Genomic DNA, 18,573 nt, shown 5'->3' with positions numbered 1-18,573 from the left:
CTATCAATCTCTCATATGCTGTAGAGAGCATGGGAAGAGGAGGGATATCTATGTGCTGTCGTCATTCACATGAACAGAAATGTCGTTGTCACGATTGGTTCGATGATTTTTGGTTCTTTGACGAGTGGTTCGATAAAGATTTCCACGACCATTGCAAGAAAAAGAAAGAATGCCATGACCCTTGCGAGAAGAAGAAGAAAAAGAAACACCATTGTTTCTCTTGTAAAAAACACAGACATTCTTGCTGTCATTGCTAAAGACTGAATCAGAAATATTCTGATGACCCATGCTTAATGAATATTTCCATTCACATTTTTCCAAGCGGGCATTGCTGCTGCTTGGACCTTTTATTGAAACACCCTTTTTGCTTTTACAATCCAATAAACTGATAAAGACGCTATAAGAGCAACAATGATTTCAACAGCAGCAGCATGCTCTATGATTCCTCTCTGATATAAAACCGCCGGTACATTAAACAGTGCATGTAAAAGAATAGAATACAACAAAAACAGCGGCCGGCGGCTTTTAACCGCGTACAAAACAAGCAGAGACAGCCCAATTTGAACGGCAATGGCACTGATTCTTTCTATTCCGCCCAGCATCCATTCATACGAAGGAGTATGCAGCAGCTGCTCCTGTATCGGCAAAAGCGCCTGTTTGACGTCGCCATTGACCAAAAGCTGTTCAAACGTCCCGCTATTGATTGCAAATGCGTATACAATAAGTGAGATAGAGGACAAGCCTGTAATCAGGATGGCTTCAAGCCCGCCATGGCCTGCCCCGAAAGCCAGACCATCCGCCCAAGTATGATGGCGCTTCATAAAAAATCGCATCATCATATACCTTCCGCACTCCTCAAAAATTCCAGCCATCAAGCAGCCGTAAATGCCATACCATAATGGATGTTGCATCGCTTCTTTCGTCATTTCATTCACTTGCAGTACATAAACATGAACGCCGCCTTCCAGCAGCTGAGCGAAGACAAAAAACGTGAGAGCGCCAATAAAAAACACTTTAAGCGAGGCGCCATACTTTCGCTTAAACCATACAATCAGCCCGATTGGCAACAGAAACGCAATAGCCCCGGATAATGCCAAAAAGACTACTGCTTCTTGACTGACCATTTTTCAGCCTCCTTTTTCTTTTTCATAGATTCCCTATTCTACACTTCTCTTTTTTTGTAAAAAAACCTTCTTTTTAGTACCAGATACTAATATCTAGTGTTATAATCTGACCATAAGGAGTGATTCATATGTCAAAAGCAAAAATTACAGCTATCGGCACCTATGCGCCGAGCAGACGCTTAACCAATGCAGATTTAGAAAAGATCGTTGATACCTCTGATGAATGGATCGTTCAGCGCACAGGAATGAGAGAACGCCGGATTGCGGATGAACATCAATTTACCTCTGATTTATGCATAGAAGCTGTGAAGAATCTCAAGAGCCGTTATAAAGGAACACTTGATGATGTCGATATGATCCTCGTTGCCACAACCACATCCGATTACGCCTTTCCGAGTACGGCATGCCGCGTACAGGAATATTTCGGCTGGGAAAGCACCGGCGCGCTGGATATTAATGCGACATGCGCCGGGCTGACTTACGGCCTCCATTTGGCAAATGGATTGATCACATCTGGCCTTCATCAAAAAATTCTCGTGATCGCCGGAGAGACGTTATCAAAGGTAACGGATTATACCGATCGAACGACATGCGTTCTGTTCGGCGATGCCGCGGGTGCGCTGTTAGTGGAACGAGATGAAGAGACGCCGGGATTTCTTGCGTCTGTACAAGGAACAAGCGGGAACGGCGGCGATATTTTGTATCGTGCCGGACTGCGAAATGAAATAAACGGTGTGCAGCTTGTCGGTTCTGGAAAAATGGTGCAAAACGGACGCGAGGTATATAAATGGGCCGCACGAACCGTCCCTGGCGAATTTGAACGGCTTTTACATAAAGCAGGACTCAGCTCTGATGATCTCGATTGGTTTGTTCCTCACAGCGCCAACTTGCGCATGATCGAGTCAATTTGTGAAAAAACACCGTTCCCGATTGAAAAAACGCTCACTAGTGTTGAGCACTACGGAAACACGTCTTCGGTTTCAATTGTTTTGGCGCTCGATCTCGCAGTGAAAGCCGGGAAGCTGAAAAAAGATCAAATCGTTTTGCTTTTCGGGTTTGGCGGCGGATTAACCTATACAGGATTGCTTATTAAATGGGGAATGTAACAAAAAAAGAACTTGTTTCCAAGGAAACAAGTTCTTTTTCTTTATGAAGCCGGCTGTTCTTCTGATGATTCTTCCTTCCGGCTTAACATTGTAAAGTAAGTAATGCTTAGTGCAATCATGACGAGGGCGATGCCGATTAAGACGCCGGCCATCTGCCACATGTAGCCAAAGTCACCGTTTGAAATGACTGCTCTGAATCCGTTAATGCTGTAGGTCATCGGCAATGCACCATGGATGACCTGATAGAAATTCGGAAGCAATTCCAGCGGGAAGGTTCCTCCGCTCGCTCCCAGCTGCAGCACTAAAATAATGACTGCGATAAATCGTCCCGGGTTGCCCATCGTTGTAGCCAAAAATTGAATTATCGCCAGGAAAGCTAGACTCGTAATGATCGTAAACACGTAAAATCTCCACGTGCTCTCTACCTCGAGACCAATTCCCAATAGAAGAACCGTCGCCACAATCAATGATTGAATGATTCCTACAAGCATCATGACATTGAATTTGCTGAAGAACCACTCAAAACCGTTTCTCGGACGTCCTGACGCTTCCTTCAGCGGGAAGACAACCGTCAGCATGATGCCGCCGACATATAAGCCCATTGACAGGATATAAGGTGTCAGCCCTGTACCGTAGTTAGGAACGGAATGAATGGCATCATCTTTGGTTTTAACCGGATCTGCAAACATGCCATATGTTTGATCATCAGCATCGATATCTCCTGTTTGGTCAGCCGCATCCTTCAGCTTACTAGACAGCTCTCCTGTGCCGTCCAATAACTTGCCTAAACCTGTATCAAGTGATGCAGATCCGTCTGCAAGTTTTGATGATCCGCTTTGGACCTGTTTAGACCCGTCTAACAGCTTAAACAATCCGCCGGATACTTGGCTGCTTCCTGTCACCAATTGCTCTGAGCCCGCTTTTGCTTTTGCGAATTGCTTATTATATTCACCGATGCCCGCTGTCAGTTTATTTTGGTTTTCTGTCAGCTGCTGTGAACCATTGTATATCTTCTCAGATCCAGCAGTTAATTTGTCAATCGCATCTTGAGTGGCTTTTGCGCCGTTATAAAGCTTAGCGGTAGCTTCCGGCAATGCCTTCACCTGGGCAACCTCCGCTTTCACATCTTCCAATGAGCTTTTTATCGTTGCGATGTCAGGCAGCTGATCAGCTGAAGGAAGCCCACTTAAAATTTCATCAAAATCAGGCGCATCAACTTTCGGAAGCTGCTTTTCAACAGAGCTGATCAACTGGCTTTTTTGCTCCGCTGTTAAGAAATCACTCGAATTGATGAGATTTTTGAATGCCTGATCACGGTTTTTTAAGCTGTTTTCAAAGTCAGACAGCTGTTTTTTAAATTCCTTCATCGCAGTTTCTGACTTTTCCAGGTTGTTCACAGCTGTTTCAAGCTGTGTTAAATCGAGCGCATTTATGAGTTTTTCCGCTTTTGCTGCTTTTTCCGACTCTTCTTGCGCTTTACTGTTGAGCTGATCCAGCCCGTTTGTCAGATTAGGCAAGCCCTGCTGCACCTTTTGAAGGCCGGCATTCAGTTCATTCAGTTTGCCCGTTATCTTGCCAGATCCTGTTGCAAGCTGACCAGATTTATCATAAATCTGGTTGCTGCTGTCCTGGAATTTCCCAAGCGAGCTGTCAAGTGATTGGATGCCGCTCGTCACCTGAGCCGCTCCATCTGCAAGCTGCGCTGTTTTGTCACTGATGGTAGCGGTACTTTCCTTCAGCTTCGCCAGATTTTCTTTCAGCTGGGCGCTTCCGTTTTTCGCATCCTTTGTGCCGTCATCAATTTTTTTCGCGCCGCTGCTCGCGTCGCTCAAACCTTTTGCGATATCTTTAAAGTTATCAAAAATAACTTTCGTATATTGCTCGGTCACTTCTTTTGAAACAGAGGCTTTCAGTTTATCAATTGCTTTTTCGCCGATCGTTGCCCCTACATAGTTGGACCCTGCATTTGTATGGTATTTCAGATCCAATTTTTTCGGATTTTTGTCTAATACAGTGCTGGCATTCTTAGAAAAATCCTCAGGAATCTCGACAACTAAATAATATTTTTGATTCAATAAGTCCTTTAACGATTGGTCGAGATCATTGGAAAAATGCCAATCAAAGTTGTTATTATCCTTTAATTCTTTGACCAGATCATCACCGATTTGAAGTTTTTCTCCTTCATACGTTGCTCCCTTGTCTTGGTTGACGACAACGACAGGCAGCTGGTCAACTGTGCCGTACGGGTCCCAATAAGCCTTTAAGAATACGCCGCTGTAAATAAGCGGGACAAACAAAATGGCGATGATGGGAATCAATAATTTTTTACTTGTTACGATGTCTTTCCACTGACTTCGTATTGTGTTCATCCTGATGCCTCCATTCTAAAACTGACTCATCATGAAAAATGGTCATTTTCTTGCAAAGAGAAAGGATTATCTAGTTCGCTGACAATCCTTTGACAACATACAATTCAAGCAGTCCCGCAATTGTCTCTTTATCAAGCGGGGGGTGTTGTTTTTCCCAGTCAAAAATGAGCGCGATATAAAGCTTCAGCATCACAAAGGCTGTCAGCTCAGGGTCGCACGGCTTGATTGCGCCGCTTTTGATCCCGTCTTCAATCTTACTTTTGATATAAGACAGTATGGCTCGCTCCATTTTCTGGATCACTTCCTGAACAGCCATTGTACCAATCTCGGCATTCTCTTGGAAAATTTTAATCGTCAGCTGATGTGTTTTCCTGAACTCCAGAATGGCAAACAGCGCTCTGTGCACATTTTCATGGAACGGAAGGTTCGGCTCCATCGCTTCATCCGCTTTTTGCTTCATTTCCTTTAATAAAGTAGTGAAAATCTCGTCAAACAGCTCTTCTTTGTTTTTGAAAAAAGTATAAATGGTTCCCTTCCCCACGTTCGCAAGTTTTGCGACAAGATCCATTGTCGTCGCTTTATACCCGAACTGCGTGAAAGACTTTGTAGCCGCCTCCAAAATGAGCTTTTTTCGATCTATTGACATTGTATTCACCTCGAAACTGACCATTTGAACATTTTAGTCATTAAGTACATATGCAAATGTATCATAACCTTCCGTTCAATTCAATCATTTTTTTACACAATATTGCCATTGCACATCAAAAAACCTCCGCGATAAAGCGGAGGTTTTAGCTGAATAAATAGGTAAGCGCGTCAGACACGGCAGCTTTTCCTTGATCAATGCAGTCGGGAATGCCGACACCTTCGAAAGAAGCGCCTGTCATATAAACACCCGGATACGCAGATGCAAGTGCTTCACGCAACTCCTTGATACGCTGCTTATGGCCGACATGGTACTGCGGCATGCTTTCATGCCATCGGGTGACACATGTCATTTCCGGCTCGCCGTTTATGTTCATGACTTTCTTTAAGTCTTCTAACACAATGTTGATAATGTCATTATCTGATAGATCGACAATGGATTCGTCTCCAGCTTTTCCGACATATGCCCGAAGCAGCGTTTTGCCTTCCGGCGCTGCGTGCGGCCATTTTTTATTCGTCCACGTACAGGCTGTGATCGCAAAGTCACTGTTTCTTGAAATGACAAAACCCGTGCCCTCATGCTCCATTTGGACGGTGCCTTCAGGGAAACCTAAAGCGACGTTTGCCACGGATGTGGAGTGCATATTTTTCAAATGAGAAATGGCAGGAAGCTCAGAAAGCATTCCCGCAGCCGCTTTATGCGGAGCAGTCACAATTACTGAATCAGCATCAAGTGTGACGCCGTTATCCAGTTCGAGCGAATAGCCAGAGCCGCTATGGCTGAGTTTGGTCACTTTTGTGCCTTTATACACCTTCGTCAGCTTTAACTGCTTTTCGATCTCTTCTACAAGGGTCTGCAAACCGGTTGACAGAGTCTGGAACTGCCCTTGTTTTTTTGCCGTCAGCTGCTGGCCTGAGCCTTGAGGCCTTGTTTTTTTCATGCCGAGAATCAGGCTTCTATGCTTTTGTTCCGTCTGGTAAAATTGCGGAAATGTCGACATCAGGCTGAGCTTGTCAATGTCGCCTGCGTAGATCCCTGATAGAAGCGGCTCGATTAAGTTCTCGACCACTTCATCTCCGACACGTCTGCGGAAGAATTCTCCCAATGACTGATCATCCTTTGTTTTGCTTGCAGGCAGGATGAAATCCATAGCAGCTCTCGCCTTCCCGGACAAGGAAAACAGACCCGTAGAAACAAACGGCGCAATTTTTGTCGGTATCCCCATTACAGCGCCCTTCGGCATTGGATGCAGGGTGCGGTTTACAAGCACATAGGATTGTCCAGTCGCATTGTTGACAAGCAAATGCTCAAGACCTAAGTCTTTAACAAGCTGCGGGGCGCTTTTCTTTCGTTCCAGAAATGAGTCTGGCCCTCTTTCGATGATATAGCCGTCTTTCTTGACAGTCTGGATTTTCCCGCCGACTCTCGGACTTGCCTCAACAAGTGTCAGCTCAAGCGGCAGATTCTTTTCTTTGATTTCTTTTTCCATATAGAAGGCGGCGGCTAAACCGGTAATGCCGCCGCCGATGATGACTACATGTTTTTTGCCGTCACTCATGTTCATCGCCTTCTTTAACGTCCTAATTTTTTTAATACGACTGTTGCCAAAGCATCAATAAATTCAGGCTTGGCATTTGGCATTTCCGGCCGGTAATAGCTTGCGCCGATATCGTCAGTAACCACTTTGCATTCATAATCATTATCATAAAGCACTTCTAAGTGATCCGCGACAAATCCAACAGGAACATATACAAATGCTTGATAGCCTTTTTGTTCGAATAAATCACGTGTTAAATCCTGAACATCGGGTCCGAGCCAAGGATCAGGCGTGTTCCCTTCACTTTGCCAGCCGACAGCATATTCGGAAACGCCTGCGCCTTCAGCAATCAATTTCGCCGATTCATGCAGCTGGTCCGGGTACGGGTCTCCAAATTCTTTGATTTTTTCTGGCAGGCTGTGTGCGGATACGATAAGCATTGCGTTTTCTCTTTCATCCTCAGGCATTGACGCATATGTTTCCTTCACTCGGTCAACCCAATATGTCACGAACTTCGGTTCATCGTACCAGCTTTCAACTGACGTAATCGTTAAGCCGCCGAGTTTTTCAGCCTCTTCTTTGGCACGTTTGTTGTAGGACTGAACGCTGAACGTGGAGAAATGTGGCGCCAGCACGATGCTGACTGCTTCTGTAATGCCATCCTTATGCATCTCTGCTACGGCGTCTTCAATAAACGGCTCGATATGCTTCAGTCCGATATACGCTTTAAATGTAATCTCATCCTGAATTTCATTCAAGTGCTGTTCCAGATTATGCGCCTGCTCTTCTGTGATTTTGGCAAGCGGTGAAATGCCGCCAATCGCTTCGTATCTGTCTTTCAAATCTTGAAGCATTTCAGGTTCAGGCTTTCTGCCTCTTCTGATATGTGTATAATAACGTTCAATATCTTCTTCCTTATAAGGCGTGCCGTACGCCATCACGAGAAGCCCCATTTTCTTTCTACTCACTGTTTACACCCTCTTTAATGATCTGATACAAACATTTTGACAGGATATCATTAAGATACCAAAAGATATGCTTAGGAATATTGACCCATTTTTTTATTTTGTGAATATTCATGGACAAATGCTGTCAGTTTTTTCAAAACCTCGGGACTGACGTCAGGAAATACCCCATGGCCAAGATTGAAAATGAAGCCGTCTGATTTCATACCCTGATCAAGTATTTCCTTTGTTTTCTTCTCAATGACTTCCCATGGCGCAAGCAAAATGGACGGGTCCAGGTTGCCCTGCACTGTTTTAGTAATTCCTTTTGACCTGGCTTCATCAATGCCGAGTCTCCAGTCAAGCCCGACAACATCGAGAGGAAGGTCATGCCAATCACCTGCAAGATGGCTTGCGCCAACGCCAAACATGATCAGCGGCACATTCTCCTTTGCGAGCTCTGAAAAAATCCGGTTCATTACGGGTTTGATGTATGTTCTGTAATCTGCCTGATTCAATGCGCCGACCCACGAATCAAAGATTTGAATCGCTTTTGCGCCTGCCTCAATCTGCGCTTTCACGTACACGATGATCATGTCGGCAAGCTTGGACATCAGCAGATTCCATGCATCCGGCATGCTGTACATGAAGGCTTTTGTTTTATTGTAGTTTTTCGACGGGCCGCCTTCGATCATATAGCTTGCAAGCGTAAAAGGCGCACCTGAGAAACCGATGAGCGGGACGTTCAGCTGCTCATTGACAAGCAGTTTAATTGTCTCAAGCACGTACGGCACGTCCTGTTTCGGATCAATTTGGCCGAGTTTTTCAATGTCCGCCAGAGACCGGATTGGCTGATCAATCACAGGACCGATCCCGTTTTTGATTTCAACATCCACACCGATTGACGGCAGCGGCGTCATGATATCTTTATAAAGGATTGCAGCATCGACTCCGTATTGCTCAACCGGCAGTCTTGTGACATACGCACAAAGTTCGGGCTGATGGGTGATCTCAAACAATCCGTACTTTTCCTTCAGCTTGCGGTATTCCGGCTGTGAGCGCCCTGCTTGCCTCATATACCACACAGGCGTGTGATCCGCTTTTTCTCCCCGCGCAGCTTTTAAAAACGTCTCGTTAAACGTTTCTCGTTTACTCATCTGATTTCCACCTTTCATACGGCAACCATACGTTCGTATTTCTTGACTTATTACACTATACCTTGTTTTAGGCAAATGGTATAGAAATGTAGCTCAAAGTTCAAAAAATCGCCGAATTCCATTAAGAGGAAAACAATTTTGGCTGAACGTAATCGGTTCCTTCCCCTTCTCTTTTTGTCTGTGTATTATAAGGCACAATTTTATAAGACGCGCCCGAAAATAAGTTGGCATAAGGAATTTCATAGCTTCCTTTCCCTTCAACCGAATCAAGAAGCGTCTCCTTGCCTTCCTTGTTTACATAAATTCTGTATACGGCCCGATCATCCTCTTGAGCGTCCCACTTTAATTCAATAGTAAAGAGCCCCGCTGCTTTAAATGTGTAATCGGCTGTGAGTGTTTTGACCGGCTTCAGCTCAATCGGGCTTTCCAGTTCTTTAACGTTTTTAGGCTTTGTGAACACATGACCGGTTTCTCCTGCCTGTGTCAAAATATCCTTAAACAGCCGCGTCGAGTATGAGCTCCCGGCTTTCAAATAATGGCTTTGATCCGTTTTGTCATAGCCCATCCAGACTGCCCCGGTTATTTTCGGCGTATAGCCTGCAAACCAGGCGTCCTTTGTCGCGCCGGAGACGCCTGTATAAGATGTAGAACCTGTTTTTCCCGCCAGGTCCCCGTGATAGGTGCCGGACGTGGCCGTTCCCTTTTTGACTACCTGCTGCAGCATTCTCGTCATATTCCAAGACGTCTGCTTGCTGAAAACCCGCTTTCCTTCCTCTTTATGATCGGCTATTGTTTCTCCGTCTTCATCTATTATGCTCGAGATAAAGAAGGGTTCAGTATACGTTCCATTCGCGGCAAATGTATGAAACGCGCCGGCAAGCTGGAGCGGCGAAACGCCTTTTTCCAAGCCGCCTAGAGCAAGAGCAAGGCCTTCATCAGGGATATCAATGCCGTTTGCTTTCAAATAAGATTTTCCTGTTTCGACGCCGATCTCATTCAGCGTCCAGACAGCCGGCGCGTTTTTGCTGTACGTAATGGCGTCAGACATAGTGACTTCGCCCTCATACCGGCTGTCGTAGTTTTTCGGCGTATAATCTCCGTAGGACTGCAACTCATCCTTCAATAGAGAATATGGCTTAAATTTCTTTTCCTGCATCGCCGGTCCGTATACGGCAAGCGGCTTAAATGTGGAACCCGGCTGGCGGACAGCTGTGACACGGTTATATCCTTTGGATGTGTAATCCCTTCCGCCGATGGCCGCTTCTACACCGCCTGTCTTGTTATTAATAAAGACCGCGCTTCCCTCGGCATTCTGATCTGTTCCGGGATAATAGCTCCCCTCTTTCATCACCTGGTAAGCCGTCTTCTGCAGCTTCGAATCGAGCGGCACCTTGATCGTGTATCCGCCTTGAAGAAGCTGCTCTCCGGAAATGGAATACTTGTCTTCTGCCTCTTTGATCACAAGGTCAATGTAGCTGTCAAACCAAGGTGTTTCCGACTGTTTCTTCACATGCAGTCCAAGCGTTCGGCCCTGTGCGGTGACAGCCTCTTTCGCACTGATATAGCCTTGGTCATTCATCATACCTAGAATTGTATCACGCCGCTCCTTATTTTTATCAGGGTGCAAAATCGGAGAGTACGTAGAAGGCGCCTTCGGAATAGCGGCCAAAACAGCGCCTTCAGATACAGTCAAATCTTTTACTTCTTTATTAAAATAATAATGGGACGCCGCTTGTATGCCGTAGACCCCGTGTCCGAAGTAAAGCTGGTTCAAATACATTTCAAGCAGCTTGTCCTTGCTGTAATCCCGTTCAAGATTGATCGCAATGATCACTTCTTTTGTTTTTCTTAGAAATGTTTTGTCATGTGTCAGAAAAATATTTTTGGCAAGCTGCTGGGTGATCGTGCTTCCTCCTTCCACCTTTCCGCCTGCTAATATATCGCGATACACTGCCCTTCCGACAGATTTTGCATCAATGCCGTGATGCTCATAGAACCTTTTATCCTCAACAGCGATAAACGCTTCTCTGACCTGCTTTGGAATCTCATTGATCGAGACCGGCTCGCGATTTTCTGTATACAGGCTTGCAACCTCATCTCCGTTTTGATCAACAATTTTTGAAGAAGCATGAAGAATAAGCTTTTTTTCATCTATGACATAATGGCCGAGAAAAATAATTGAAATATATCCTATTAAAGCGAGAAAAGCAGTTAACACTAAAATAATGATAGGTATAAAAAGTTTCTTTTTCTTTATCTTAAACATGAACTCACCTCGCCTTTCTAAAGGTAGTATGGGAAAAATTGTTTGGAATTATGTTCGAAGCACTCGCCAATAGAAACTTATACCATTGTTTTGATATACTAGCAAGCAGGAGGTGGCTGATATGAAGGTTTATATTACATATGGGACAGCCGATTTTTTAAAAACGATCGTAGAGAAGCATCCCTCAGAAAATATCCTTTTGATGCAGGGGCAGGAAAACGCCATTTTGATTCATGAAACAAACGGAGATACCGTTTTCCAGGCACCACACGCTTATGAAGTCATTGACCAAGTCGGAGAGATTATGCATCCCGGTTTTGCAGTATTGAACAATATTGCCGTCACTCAGGAAGGGCGTCCGCTGTTTGAAAACAGATTTAAAAACAGAGCGGGAAAAGTCGAAAACGAGCCTGGCTTTGAAGCCATTCGAGTGCTCCGTCCGCTTGACAGTGACACCTATGTCATTCTGACCTTGTGGGAAACGGAAAGCGCCTTTCAAGACTGGCAGCAGTCCGGTTCTTACAAAGAAGCCCACAAAAAACGCGATACATCTGCCGGAATTGACACAACGTCCATCTTCTCCCGGCCTTCCTATGTCACCACATATTTCGCTGTCGAATAGCTGCCGTCATGTCCGGCAGCTTATTTTATTGGGAGGAAAGCAAAATGAAGCATACTTGCCCAGTCTGCGGGTTTAAGGGATTGGCTGAACCGCCATATGATCATGAAGGCAATCATTCTCATGAAATCTGCCCGTGCTGCGTTTTTCAGTTCGGATTTGATGAGTACGAGATGCAGCACGAGGATGGTTCATATGTAGAGCCATCGGAAAGCACCATCGCCTATAGAAAAAACTGGCTTGCTGAAGGGTGCGTCATTTTTTCTCCTGAATGCTTCCCAAAACATCTGCAAAAAGCGAATAGAGTATTAATGCATCATCTGATTGAGCAGCTGAAACAAATCAATGTTCATCTTCCATCATAACCCTCCCCTCTGTCCCGGCACCTTCCGCCCGCCTATGAATAATCTGTAAGCGGAAGGAGTGATCGATGATGGAAGTCGGGATTTTGTCTGTCCATGTTCTGTATGTGTTTTTTATCGGTGCAATTATCCTATTTATGCTGCTGAGAAAAGACACGACATTTATTTCTCTATTCGGCATTTTTATCATATCGCTATGGGCCAGCCATTCACTTTCAGCTTCTGTCAGCAGTTTATTCCACAGCTTTATCTATGCGGCCGGCGAACTGCTGCCCACGATTTTCATCATTTGCTTTATCGTTTCGATGAGTGATTTGTTAACAAAAACAGGGATAAATGAAGCGATGATTTCTCCCTTTGCAAGCCTTGTGAGAGGGCCTGTGACTGCCTATTGGCTGATTGGAGGCCTGATGTTCGCCATTTCTCTCTTCTTCTGGCCTTCTCCGGGTGTCGCTTTAATCGGCGCCGTCCTGCTCCCCGCAGCCGCACGTGCCGGTTTGACGCCTCTTGCCGCGGCCATGGCCATGAACTTATTCGGACACGGTTTTGCCCTGTCAGGAGACTTTGTCATTCAGGCGGCGCCAAAGCTGACTGCGGATGCAGCAGGCATTCCAGTCGGTGATGTCGTCTCGGCCAGCATTCCGCTTGTGCTGATTATGGGTGTGACCACAACAACCGCTGCCTTTATCATGATTCAGCGCGAACGCAAAAAACAGGAGCATCCCGCTTCTTTTTCCCTCGTTCTTTCCGGCGAACAAGACAACTCGCTGTACTTGCCAAAACGCCTGCGGTCCATACTGGCTTTTTTGATTCCACTTGCCTTTCTTGCAGATATCGCCTGCATGCTCTTGTTTAACCTACAAGGAAATGATGCCACCGCGTTAATTGGCGGGTCTGCAATCTGTATCCTCCTTACCGTTCATTTTTTCGTGTATAAGCATCAAGGGCTTGAAAAAATCACCGGCTATTTTATTGACGGATTTAAGTTTGGTTTTAAGGTTTTCGGCCCCGTCATCCCGATTGCCGCTTTCTTTTATCTTGGCGACTCAGGCTATGAGAGCATACTGGGCACTTCACTCCCTAAAGGTTCCCACGGCATTGTCAACGATCTTGGCATTGCTTTATCCCATATGATGCCTATGTCAAAGGAGCTTGCCGCCGCTGCATTAACTGCCGCTGGAGCCATAACAGGCCTTGACGGCTCAGGATTTTCTGGCATTTCTCTCGCCGGCTCCATCGCAAAGCTCTTTTCGTCCGCTCTCCATGCCGATCCCGCCGTTCTGACCGCGCTCGGACAAATCTCTGCCATCTGGGTGGGCGGAGGAACACTGGTCCCATGGGCGTTGATTCCCGCCGCGGCCATTTGCAAAGTTGATCCTTTTGAGCTTGCCAGAAAAAACTTCATTCCAGTCGCGATTGGCCTTTTGGTGACAACCCTCGCAGCTGTGATGATGCTTTAAAACAGTACAAGTTGAAATATTCAGACTTTTTCTATACAATCATGGAAAAGCATAGAAAAGGGGGAAGCGGCTTTGTCCATATCCACACTGCAGAAAGAGATAAACAAACAGCTCGACAGCTGTTTTGAAGAAATGGTTGAGATCAGGCGCCATTTTCATATGTATCCTGAGCTCTCATTTCAAGAAGAAAAAACCGCCGCATTTATTGCTTCCTATTATGAATCGTTAGGAGTCCCAATCCGCACGAACGTCGGCGGCAGAGGGGTTTTAGCATATATAGAAGGAAGCGAACCCGGCCCTACAGTCGCTTTGAGGGCCGACTTTGACGCTCTCCCCATTCAAGATGAAAAAGATGTCCCTTACGCCTCCAAAGTGCCAGGTGTCATGCATGCATGCGGCCACGACGGCCACACCGCAGCTCTTCTCGCAGTGGCCAAGGTCCTTCACCAAAACAGACATGAACTGAAGGGAACATTTGTGATGATCCACCAGCATGCAGAAGAATATTATCCGGGAGGCGCAAAGCCAATGATTGATGACGGCTGTCTCGAAAATGCGGATGTGATATTCGGCACTCATCTTTGGGCAACCGAACCGCTCGGAACCATTCTTTGCCGCCCCGGTGCCGTAATGGCGGCGGCAGACCGATTTACGATTAAAGTCTTCGGAAAGGGCGGCCACGGCGCTCATCCGCATGATACTAAAGACGCCGTCCTGATCGGTTCGCAAATCGTTTCCTCTTTGCAGCACATTGTCAGCCGCAAAGTCAATCCGATTCAATCCGCCGTCATTTCGACAGGCTCCTTCATCGCCGACAATCCGTTTAATGTCATCGCAGACCAAGCAGTACTCATCGGCACAGCGCGTTCTTTTGATGAAAATGTCCGGGACATTCTGGAGAAAGAAATTGAAGCGGTTGTAAAAGGAATATGCAGCATGCACGGCGCGTCCTATGAGTACACCTATGAACAGGGTTATCCGGCGGTTATGAACCATACTGCCGAAACGAACCACTTGGTGAGCACCGCAAAGAATACCGAGGGCGTTCAGCAGGTCATTGACGGTGAACCGCAAATGGGCGGCGAGGATTTTGCTTATTACTTACAAAACGTGAAAGGCACTTTTTTCTTTACAGGTGCCGCTCCCGAACAGCCAGAGCGAGTTTATTCCCACCACCATCCGAAATTTGATATCAACGAAAAAGCCATGCTGACAGCGGCCAAGGTCCTTGCCGGCGCTGCGATCACCTATCATCAGCTATAAAAAAACAGCCGGAGTGTTTATTCTCCGGCTGTTTCCTTTAATATCCTCAGATGAAAAACATGTCTTGCCGTTTCTCCAAGCTGAGCAAGCAGCTTATAATTGGCAATTCCGCCGACTGCCGCTCCTACGCCCGGCAAAAGCTGAAAAAGCTTCACGACGTCGATATAATCGCGATATTCCTGCTGGAACACTCTCCAGTCGATGCTCTTTTTCTCCGTCTCCCAATTTTCGATGACAGAAAAAAGCGATTTACGGCCATCGTCACTCGAAAATGCAAGCTGAAATACGAGCAGCAAAAACATCCTTTCTTGTGCATCCTTGACATCAAAGCCGTAAATGGAAGACAAGGTAAATAAACACTTCATCTTAATTGAAAGCAGCAGCGGAAAATCAGCAATGCCTAAAAAAATGCCGCCCGCTCCGGTGCCGACTCCCTCAGCAGCTGCCACTTTCTGATAAGAAACAATCGTTTTTTTCGCCAATTCGTTTTTTTCACTGAGCGACAGTGCGCTTGTATCCTTTTTATAAGTGATGATATTGGAGCCGGCCATTGTCGCTTCTACCATTTTTTTCACACTCTCGGTGACGACCGTATGGATTTTTTCAGGAATCCGTTCATTCACCTTCGTCTGCACACGCTTCGAAAAGCGTTCAAACATGGAACCCTTTCGCAAAAAATGCATTTTCCATTGCAAAGCTTCCTGCATCAGCAGCTGATTATCTGTCATTTGATTACCTCTTTTCAGTTCACAGCTTTCCGTGCTTTTTCAGCCTGGTTGTCATATAAGCAGGCAAAACAACAAAAATCAGAACGGCAGAACCGATCAGCGCGTACAGAAAACCGGTCAAGCCGGCTGCATAGGCAGATGCAACAGACATCAGCAGCGCTTGAATACTAAGTGCAGTTTTTAATAGAGAGAAATAGCTTTTCAGCTTTGTTTCTTTTTTCACAGGGTACAGCTCTTGAAGCGCCAGATGGTCAAAGTGGCCGAAGAGCGGCAGAAGCTGAATGCCCGTAATGAAAATGGCAAACACTGTCAAAACCGCTGCAATCAGTGGGCTAGCTGAGACATACATAATGATCAGCGCGAAAACGATCGTTAATCTGACAAGAATGCCCAAATAATCACTCGAACGCAAAAAGGCGCGGGTGAACATATAGGCAAATGTTTTGCGCTGTTCAAACGGCACAAGCCGCAGCAAAAAGTCGAGATAAGCTCTGCGTTTGGCTTGCTTTCGTAAATGCGGCACATCAGTAAACAGGTTGGCAATCCGATAGAAACGCTGCTTTCGTCTCAATTCGGACTCAATATGGCTTTCCCATTTAAATGTTTTCCGTTTTGCTGCGGAAGACATATACAGATAAAGAACAGCCATAATGACATAGACGAGAAGCGCATACATATAAACAGATTGGAAAACAAAATAAAGAACGAGTGTATTCGCCGCAAAGCGAATGATGACGTCCATCCGTTTCATGCTGCGGTCGTTTTGGAAAGTCGTGCGCCATTCCATTACCTGATTCCACGCTTTCAGCAGCAACAGTTGGACAAAGACCGCGGCATACGATACGAGCGAAGCCCCCGGTGTGACTGCGAAATAAAGCGGCATCGCAACGATGCTCAGCGCAATAAGCGGAAACAGCTGAGACACATAGCTGTAGACAAACGCCTGCTTCAAGTAAGGCTCCATTTTTGCTTCAAGTGGCAATAAGAAAACAAGGTCAGCCTCCTTCAAAAGCGTTCGCACATAAGAGCTTGTCAACACGAGCGAAAACAGCACAGCCATCACCCAAAAGGACGGAAAGTGAGCGGGAATGTCCCGTATCCATTTGCTGTACCAGCTTGCAGCGCCCGCTAGAAAAAAAATCAAAACAATGACGAGGTGATCGTTGAGCATATATTTCATGTATGTTCTTGTTTCTTTGATATGCTCCTGCAGCCGCGACTGCCAAATATCAAGCATATTATTCATGGCCAGCGTCTTCCTTTGTAAGCTCAAGATACAAATCGTCCAGCGCCGCGTCCTTCATTCCAAACTGCTCTCTGAGCTCTGACAGCGTGCCGCGCGCCCGCACCTCGCCGTTATGTAAAATAATAAACGAATCGCAATAGCGTTCTGCCGTTGCCAAAATGTGTGTTGACATCAGCACGCTCGCCCCGCCTTTTTTCGCTTCATTCATCCGTTCAAGCAGCGCGTTAATGGCAAGCGGATCAAGCCCTAGAAAAGGCTCATCAATAATGTAGAGCGCAGGCTCTGCCAAAAATGCGCACATAATCATAACCTTCTGCTTCATTCCTTTAGAAAAATGGGCCGGGAACCACTTCAGCCTCTTTTCCATTCGGAATTCCTTTAAAAGCGGAGGCAGCCTTTTCTCCATCGTTTCTTTTGACAGTCCATATGCCATGGCTGTTAGTTCAAGATGCTCCATCAGCGTCAATTCTTCGTATAAAACAGGTGTTTCAGGTATATAGGTAAATTGTGAACGGTAGCCTTCCGGATCCTCAGCAAACGTTTTACCGTTTAATTCGATTGAACCTTTATGCGGGTCCATCAGCCCGATGATGTGTCTGATTGTTGTACTTTTACCAGCACCATTCAGCCCGATTAAGCCGACAATTTGATTCGGTTCAAGGGTGAATGATACGTTTTTTAAAACCGGATTCCTTGTATATCCGCCGGTCAAGTCTTTTACCGATAGCAGAGACATAGTTTCTCCCCTTATAGTGTTTTTCTTCATAGTACCAAAAACAAGGCCTGATTTGAAACAATTCCCTTTTAACAAATGATGAATTTGCTGTCATAAAGAGACAGGGTTCTGGACATCTTAATAGTTGTAGAGGAAAAGCATATCAACTGAAAAATGAGGTGTTTGTCAAAGACGTCTTAGAAACAGTTGGATAGAAAATAAACATGTCCAATGCTCAAACCATTTCTCTTCACTGAATTGATGAATTCTTCATGTATGAAGCAAATTGTCAAATGAGGTGTTTATCGCAGGAATCGTTAGGCATTAAACAAGTCTTCATTTTATTGACAAATGAGGTGCTTACCAAAGGCATAACACATTTTCTTCATATAAGCTCTTCCTCTGCATTCAGGGTGAACGCTCGCCGTTCATCCTGTTTTCTATTTTCTGCATTTCTGTGGTACGATGAGTGTATACATACTAAACAATTTCATAAGGAGGAACCCTCATGCATTGTGCAGAGAATTGTATCTTTTGTAAAATTATCGCCGGCGACATTCCATCCGCAAAGGTGTATGAAGATGAACATGTACTTGCCTTTCTTGATATCAGCCAAGTGACAAAAGGCCATACGCTTGTCATTCCGAAAACACATATTGAGAATGTATATGAATTTACAGATGAATTAGCAAAACAATATTTCCATGCTGTTCCGAAAATCGCCCGCGCTATCCGGGATGAATTTGAACCGATCGGCTTAAATACGCTGAACAATAACGGCGAAAAAGCTGGACAATCTGTGTTCCACTACCATATGCATATTATCCCTCGCTACGGAAAAGGAGATGGTTTCGGAGCGGTTTGGAAAACGCATGCTGATGATTATAAACCGGAGGATCTGCAGAACATCTCTTCCTCTATCGCAAAACGCCTGGCCTCATCATAAGATGAGGTTATTTTATTTTGTGAACATTTCGCAAACATCCGTCAATTTCTTTTGATAATTCTAATTTTTTATCAAAAAACTGAAT

General features: G+C 45.4%; 16 protein-coding genes and 1 pseudogene. 6 read left to right on the top strand and 11 right to left on the bottom strand.

Annotated elements, in window-relative coordinates; genetic code table 11:
* Window positions 1-65: 65 nt before the first annotated feature.
* Both MHH79_RS05535 and MHH79_RS05530 read right to left on the bottom strand, forming a co-directional pair.
* Entirely contained in the window at window positions 66-233 is a 168-nt protein-coding gene (locus MHH79_RS05535) for a hypothetical protein (protein ID WP_172398294.1), read from the bottom strand.
* Between the two features lie 114 nt (window positions 234-347).
* Window positions 348-1,124: a YhfC family intramembrane metalloprotease gene (locus MHH79_RS05530; RefSeq protein ID WP_100506226.1), complete on the bottom strand. Its 777-nt coding sequence runs from the start codon at window positions 1,122-1,124 to the stop codon at window positions 348-350.
* A gap of 128 nt (window positions 1,125-1,252) precedes the next feature.
* Between MHH79_RS05530 and fabHB the strand changes: the two genes are divergently transcribed.
* Window positions 1,253-2,230 carry a beta-ketoacyl-ACP synthase III FabHB gene (gene fabHB / locus MHH79_RS05525; RefSeq protein ID WP_003233200.1) on the top strand — a complete coding sequence of 326 codons (978 nt, stop codon included), beginning with the start codon at window positions 1,253-1,255 and terminating at the stop codon, window positions 2,228-2,230.
* Between the two features lie 41 nt (window positions 2,231-2,271).
* Here fabHB and MHH79_RS05520 read toward each other — a convergent pair whose 3' ends face one another.
* From MHH79_RS05520 to MHH79_RS05495, 6 genes are all read right to left on the bottom strand, one after another.
* Window positions 2,272-4,599, bottom strand: coding sequence for a YhgE/Pip domain-containing protein (locus MHH79_RS05520; protein WP_015483038.1), 2,328 nt, complete (start codon window positions 4,597-4,599; stop codon window positions 2,272-2,274).
* 70 nt (window positions 4,600-4,669) lie between these two features.
* Entirely contained in the window at window positions 4,670-5,245 is a 576-nt protein-coding gene (locus MHH79_RS05515; protein ID WP_014479348.1) for a TetR/AcrR family transcriptional regulator, read from the bottom strand.
* A 145-nt stretch (window positions 5,246-5,390) separates the two neighbouring features.
* Window positions 5,391-6,803, bottom strand: coding sequence for a protoporphyrinogen oxidase (gene hemY / locus MHH79_RS05510; RefSeq protein WP_340035029.1), 1,413 nt, complete (start codon window positions 6,801-6,803; stop codon window positions 5,391-5,393).
* Between the two features lie 14 nt (window positions 6,804-6,817).
* On the bottom strand, window positions 6,818-7,750 hold the full coding sequence (hemH, locus tag MHH79_RS05505; protein WP_014663414.1) for a ferrochelatase: 933 nt from the start codon (window positions 7,748-7,750) through the stop codon (window positions 6,818-6,820).
* 71 nt (window positions 7,751-7,821) lie between these two features.
* Window positions 7,822-8,883, bottom strand: coding sequence for a uroporphyrinogen decarboxylase (gene hemE, locus MHH79_RS05500; protein WP_015483035.1), 1,062 nt, complete (start codon window positions 8,881-8,883; stop codon window positions 7,822-7,824).
* A 121-nt stretch (window positions 8,884-9,004) separates the two neighbouring features.
* Window positions 9,005-11,149 (bottom strand): transglycosylase domain-containing protein, encoded by a 2,145-nt coding sequence (locus MHH79_RS05495; protein ID WP_340035028.1) that lies wholly within the window; start codon window positions 11,147-11,149, stop codon window positions 9,005-9,007.
* Window positions 11,150-11,270: 121 nt separating this feature from the next.
* Here MHH79_RS05495 and hmoB point away from each other — a divergent pair, with 121 nt between their 5' ends.
* The 4 genes and pseudogenes from hmoB to sndC all read left to right on the top strand — a co-directional run bounded on the left by hmoB (window position 11,271) and on the right by sndC (window position 14,853).
* Window positions 11,271-11,771, top strand: a complete 501-nt coding sequence (gene hmoB / locus MHH79_RS05490; protein ID WP_015483033.1) for a heme-degrading oxygenase HmoB — start codon at window positions 11,271-11,273, stop codon at window positions 11,769-11,771.
* Window positions 11,772-11,815: 44 nt separating this feature from the next.
* Window positions 11,816-12,133: pseudogene (locus MHH79_RS05485) on the top strand (hypothetical protein).
* Window positions 12,134-12,198: 65 nt separating this feature from the next.
* On the top strand, window positions 12,199-13,590 hold the full coding sequence (locus tag MHH79_RS05480) for a hypothetical protein (protein ID WP_340035027.1): 1,392 nt from the start codon (window positions 12,199-12,201) through the stop codon (window positions 13,588-13,590).
* 72 nt (window positions 13,591-13,662) lie between these two features.
* A complete protein-coding gene (gene sndC / locus MHH79_RS05475) occupies window positions 13,663-14,853 on the top strand; it encodes an N-acetyl amino acid acetylase SndC (protein WP_063334979.1) in 1,191 nt (396 codons plus the stop codon).
* A 17-nt stretch (window positions 14,854-14,870) separates the two neighbouring features.
* Here the strand turns inward: sndC and MHH79_RS05470 are convergent, their stop codons facing one another.
* Genes MHH79_RS05470 through ecsA form a run of 3 tightly spaced genes read right to left on the bottom strand, consistent with a single transcriptional unit; the run spans window position 14,871 to window position 17,563 of the window.
* Complete coding sequence (locus tag MHH79_RS05470; protein WP_047182363.1) at window positions 14,871-15,581, bottom strand: EcsC family protein; 711 nt, start codon at window positions 15,579-15,581, stop codon at window positions 14,871-14,873.
* Window positions 15,582-15,600: 19 nt separating this feature from the next.
* Window positions 15,601-16,827 carry an ABC transporter permease EcsB gene (ecsB, locus tag MHH79_RS05465; RefSeq protein WP_017695369.1) on the bottom strand — a complete coding sequence of 409 codons (1,227 nt, stop codon included), beginning with the start codon at window positions 16,825-16,827 and terminating at the stop codon, window positions 15,601-15,603.
* A complete protein-coding gene (ecsA, locus tag MHH79_RS05460) occupies window positions 16,820-17,563 on the bottom strand; it encodes an ABC transporter ATP-binding protein EcsA (RefSeq protein ID WP_003233230.1) in 744 nt (247 codons plus the stop codon). The genes ecsB and ecsA overlap by 8 nt, the downstream gene beginning before the upstream one ends.
* Before the next feature lie 487 nt (window positions 17,564-18,050).
* Between ecsA and MHH79_RS05455 the strand changes: the two genes are divergently transcribed.
* Window positions 18,051-18,488 carry an HIT family protein gene (locus MHH79_RS05455; protein ID WP_003233231.1) on the top strand — a complete coding sequence of 146 codons (438 nt, stop codon included), beginning with the start codon at window positions 18,051-18,053 and terminating at the stop codon, window positions 18,486-18,488.
* Window positions 18,489-18,573 lie beyond the last annotated feature (85 nt).

Origin of the sequence: Bacillus sp. FSL K6-0993 (genome assembly GCF_037977205.1) — a bacterium.
Taxonomy (GTDB): Bacteria; Bacillota; Bacilli; order Bacillales; family Bacillaceae; genus Bacillus; species Bacillus subtilis.
The sequence above is the reverse complement of the archived record's forward strand: the minus strand, read 5'-3'. Positions and strand labels throughout refer to the sequence as shown.

Excerpts from the sequence above, each read along its gene's own strand:
- MHH79_RS05530 (WP_100506226.1), bottom strand. The coding sequence starts at position 1,124 with ATGGTCAGTCAAGAAGCAGTAGTCTTTTTGGCATTATCCGGGGCTATT.
- fabHB (WP_003233200.1), top strand. The coding sequence starts at position 1,253 with ATGTCAAAAGCAAAAATTACAGCTATCGGCACCTATGCGCCGAGCAGA.
- MHH79_RS05520 (WP_015483038.1), bottom strand. The coding sequence starts at position 4,599 with ATGAACACAATACGAAGTCAGTGGAAAGACATCGTAACAAGTAAAAAA.
- MHH79_RS05515 (WP_014479348.1), bottom strand. The coding sequence starts at position 5,245 with ATGTCAATAGATCGAAAAAAGCTCATTTTGGAGGCGGCTACAAAGTCT.
- hemY (WP_340035029.1), bottom strand. The coding sequence starts at position 6,803 with ATGAGTGACGGCAAAAAACATGTAGTCATCATCGGCGGCGGCATTACC.
- hemE (WP_015483035.1), bottom strand. The coding sequence starts at position 8,883 with ATGAGTAAACGAGAAACGTTTAACGAGACGTTTTTAAAAGCTGCGCGG.
- MHH79_RS05495 (WP_340035028.1), bottom strand. The coding sequence starts at position 11,149 with ATGTTTAAGATAAAGAAAAAGAAACTTTTTATACCTATCATTATTTTA.
- hmoB (WP_015483033.1), top strand. The coding sequence starts at position 11,271 with ATGAAGGTTTATATTACATATGGGACAGCCGATTTTTTAAAAACGATC.
- MHH79_RS05480 (WP_340035027.1), top strand. The coding sequence starts at position 12,199 with ATGATGGAAGTCGGGATTTTGTCTGTCCATGTTCTGTATGTGTTTTTT.
- MHH79_RS05470 (WP_047182363.1), bottom strand. The coding sequence starts at position 15,581 with ATGACAGATAATCAGCTGCTGATGCAGGAAGCTTTGCAATGGAAAATG.
- ecsB (WP_017695369.1), bottom strand. The coding sequence starts at position 16,827 with ATGAATAATATGCTTGATATTTGGCAGTCGCGGCTGCAGGAGCATATC.
- ecsA (WP_003233230.1), bottom strand. The coding sequence starts at position 17,563 with ATGTCTCTGCTATCGGTAAAAGACTTGACCGGCGGATATACAAGGAAT.
- MHH79_RS05455 (WP_003233231.1), top strand. The coding sequence starts at position 18,051 with ATGCATTGTGCAGAGAATTGTATCTTTTGTAAAATTATCGCCGGCGAC.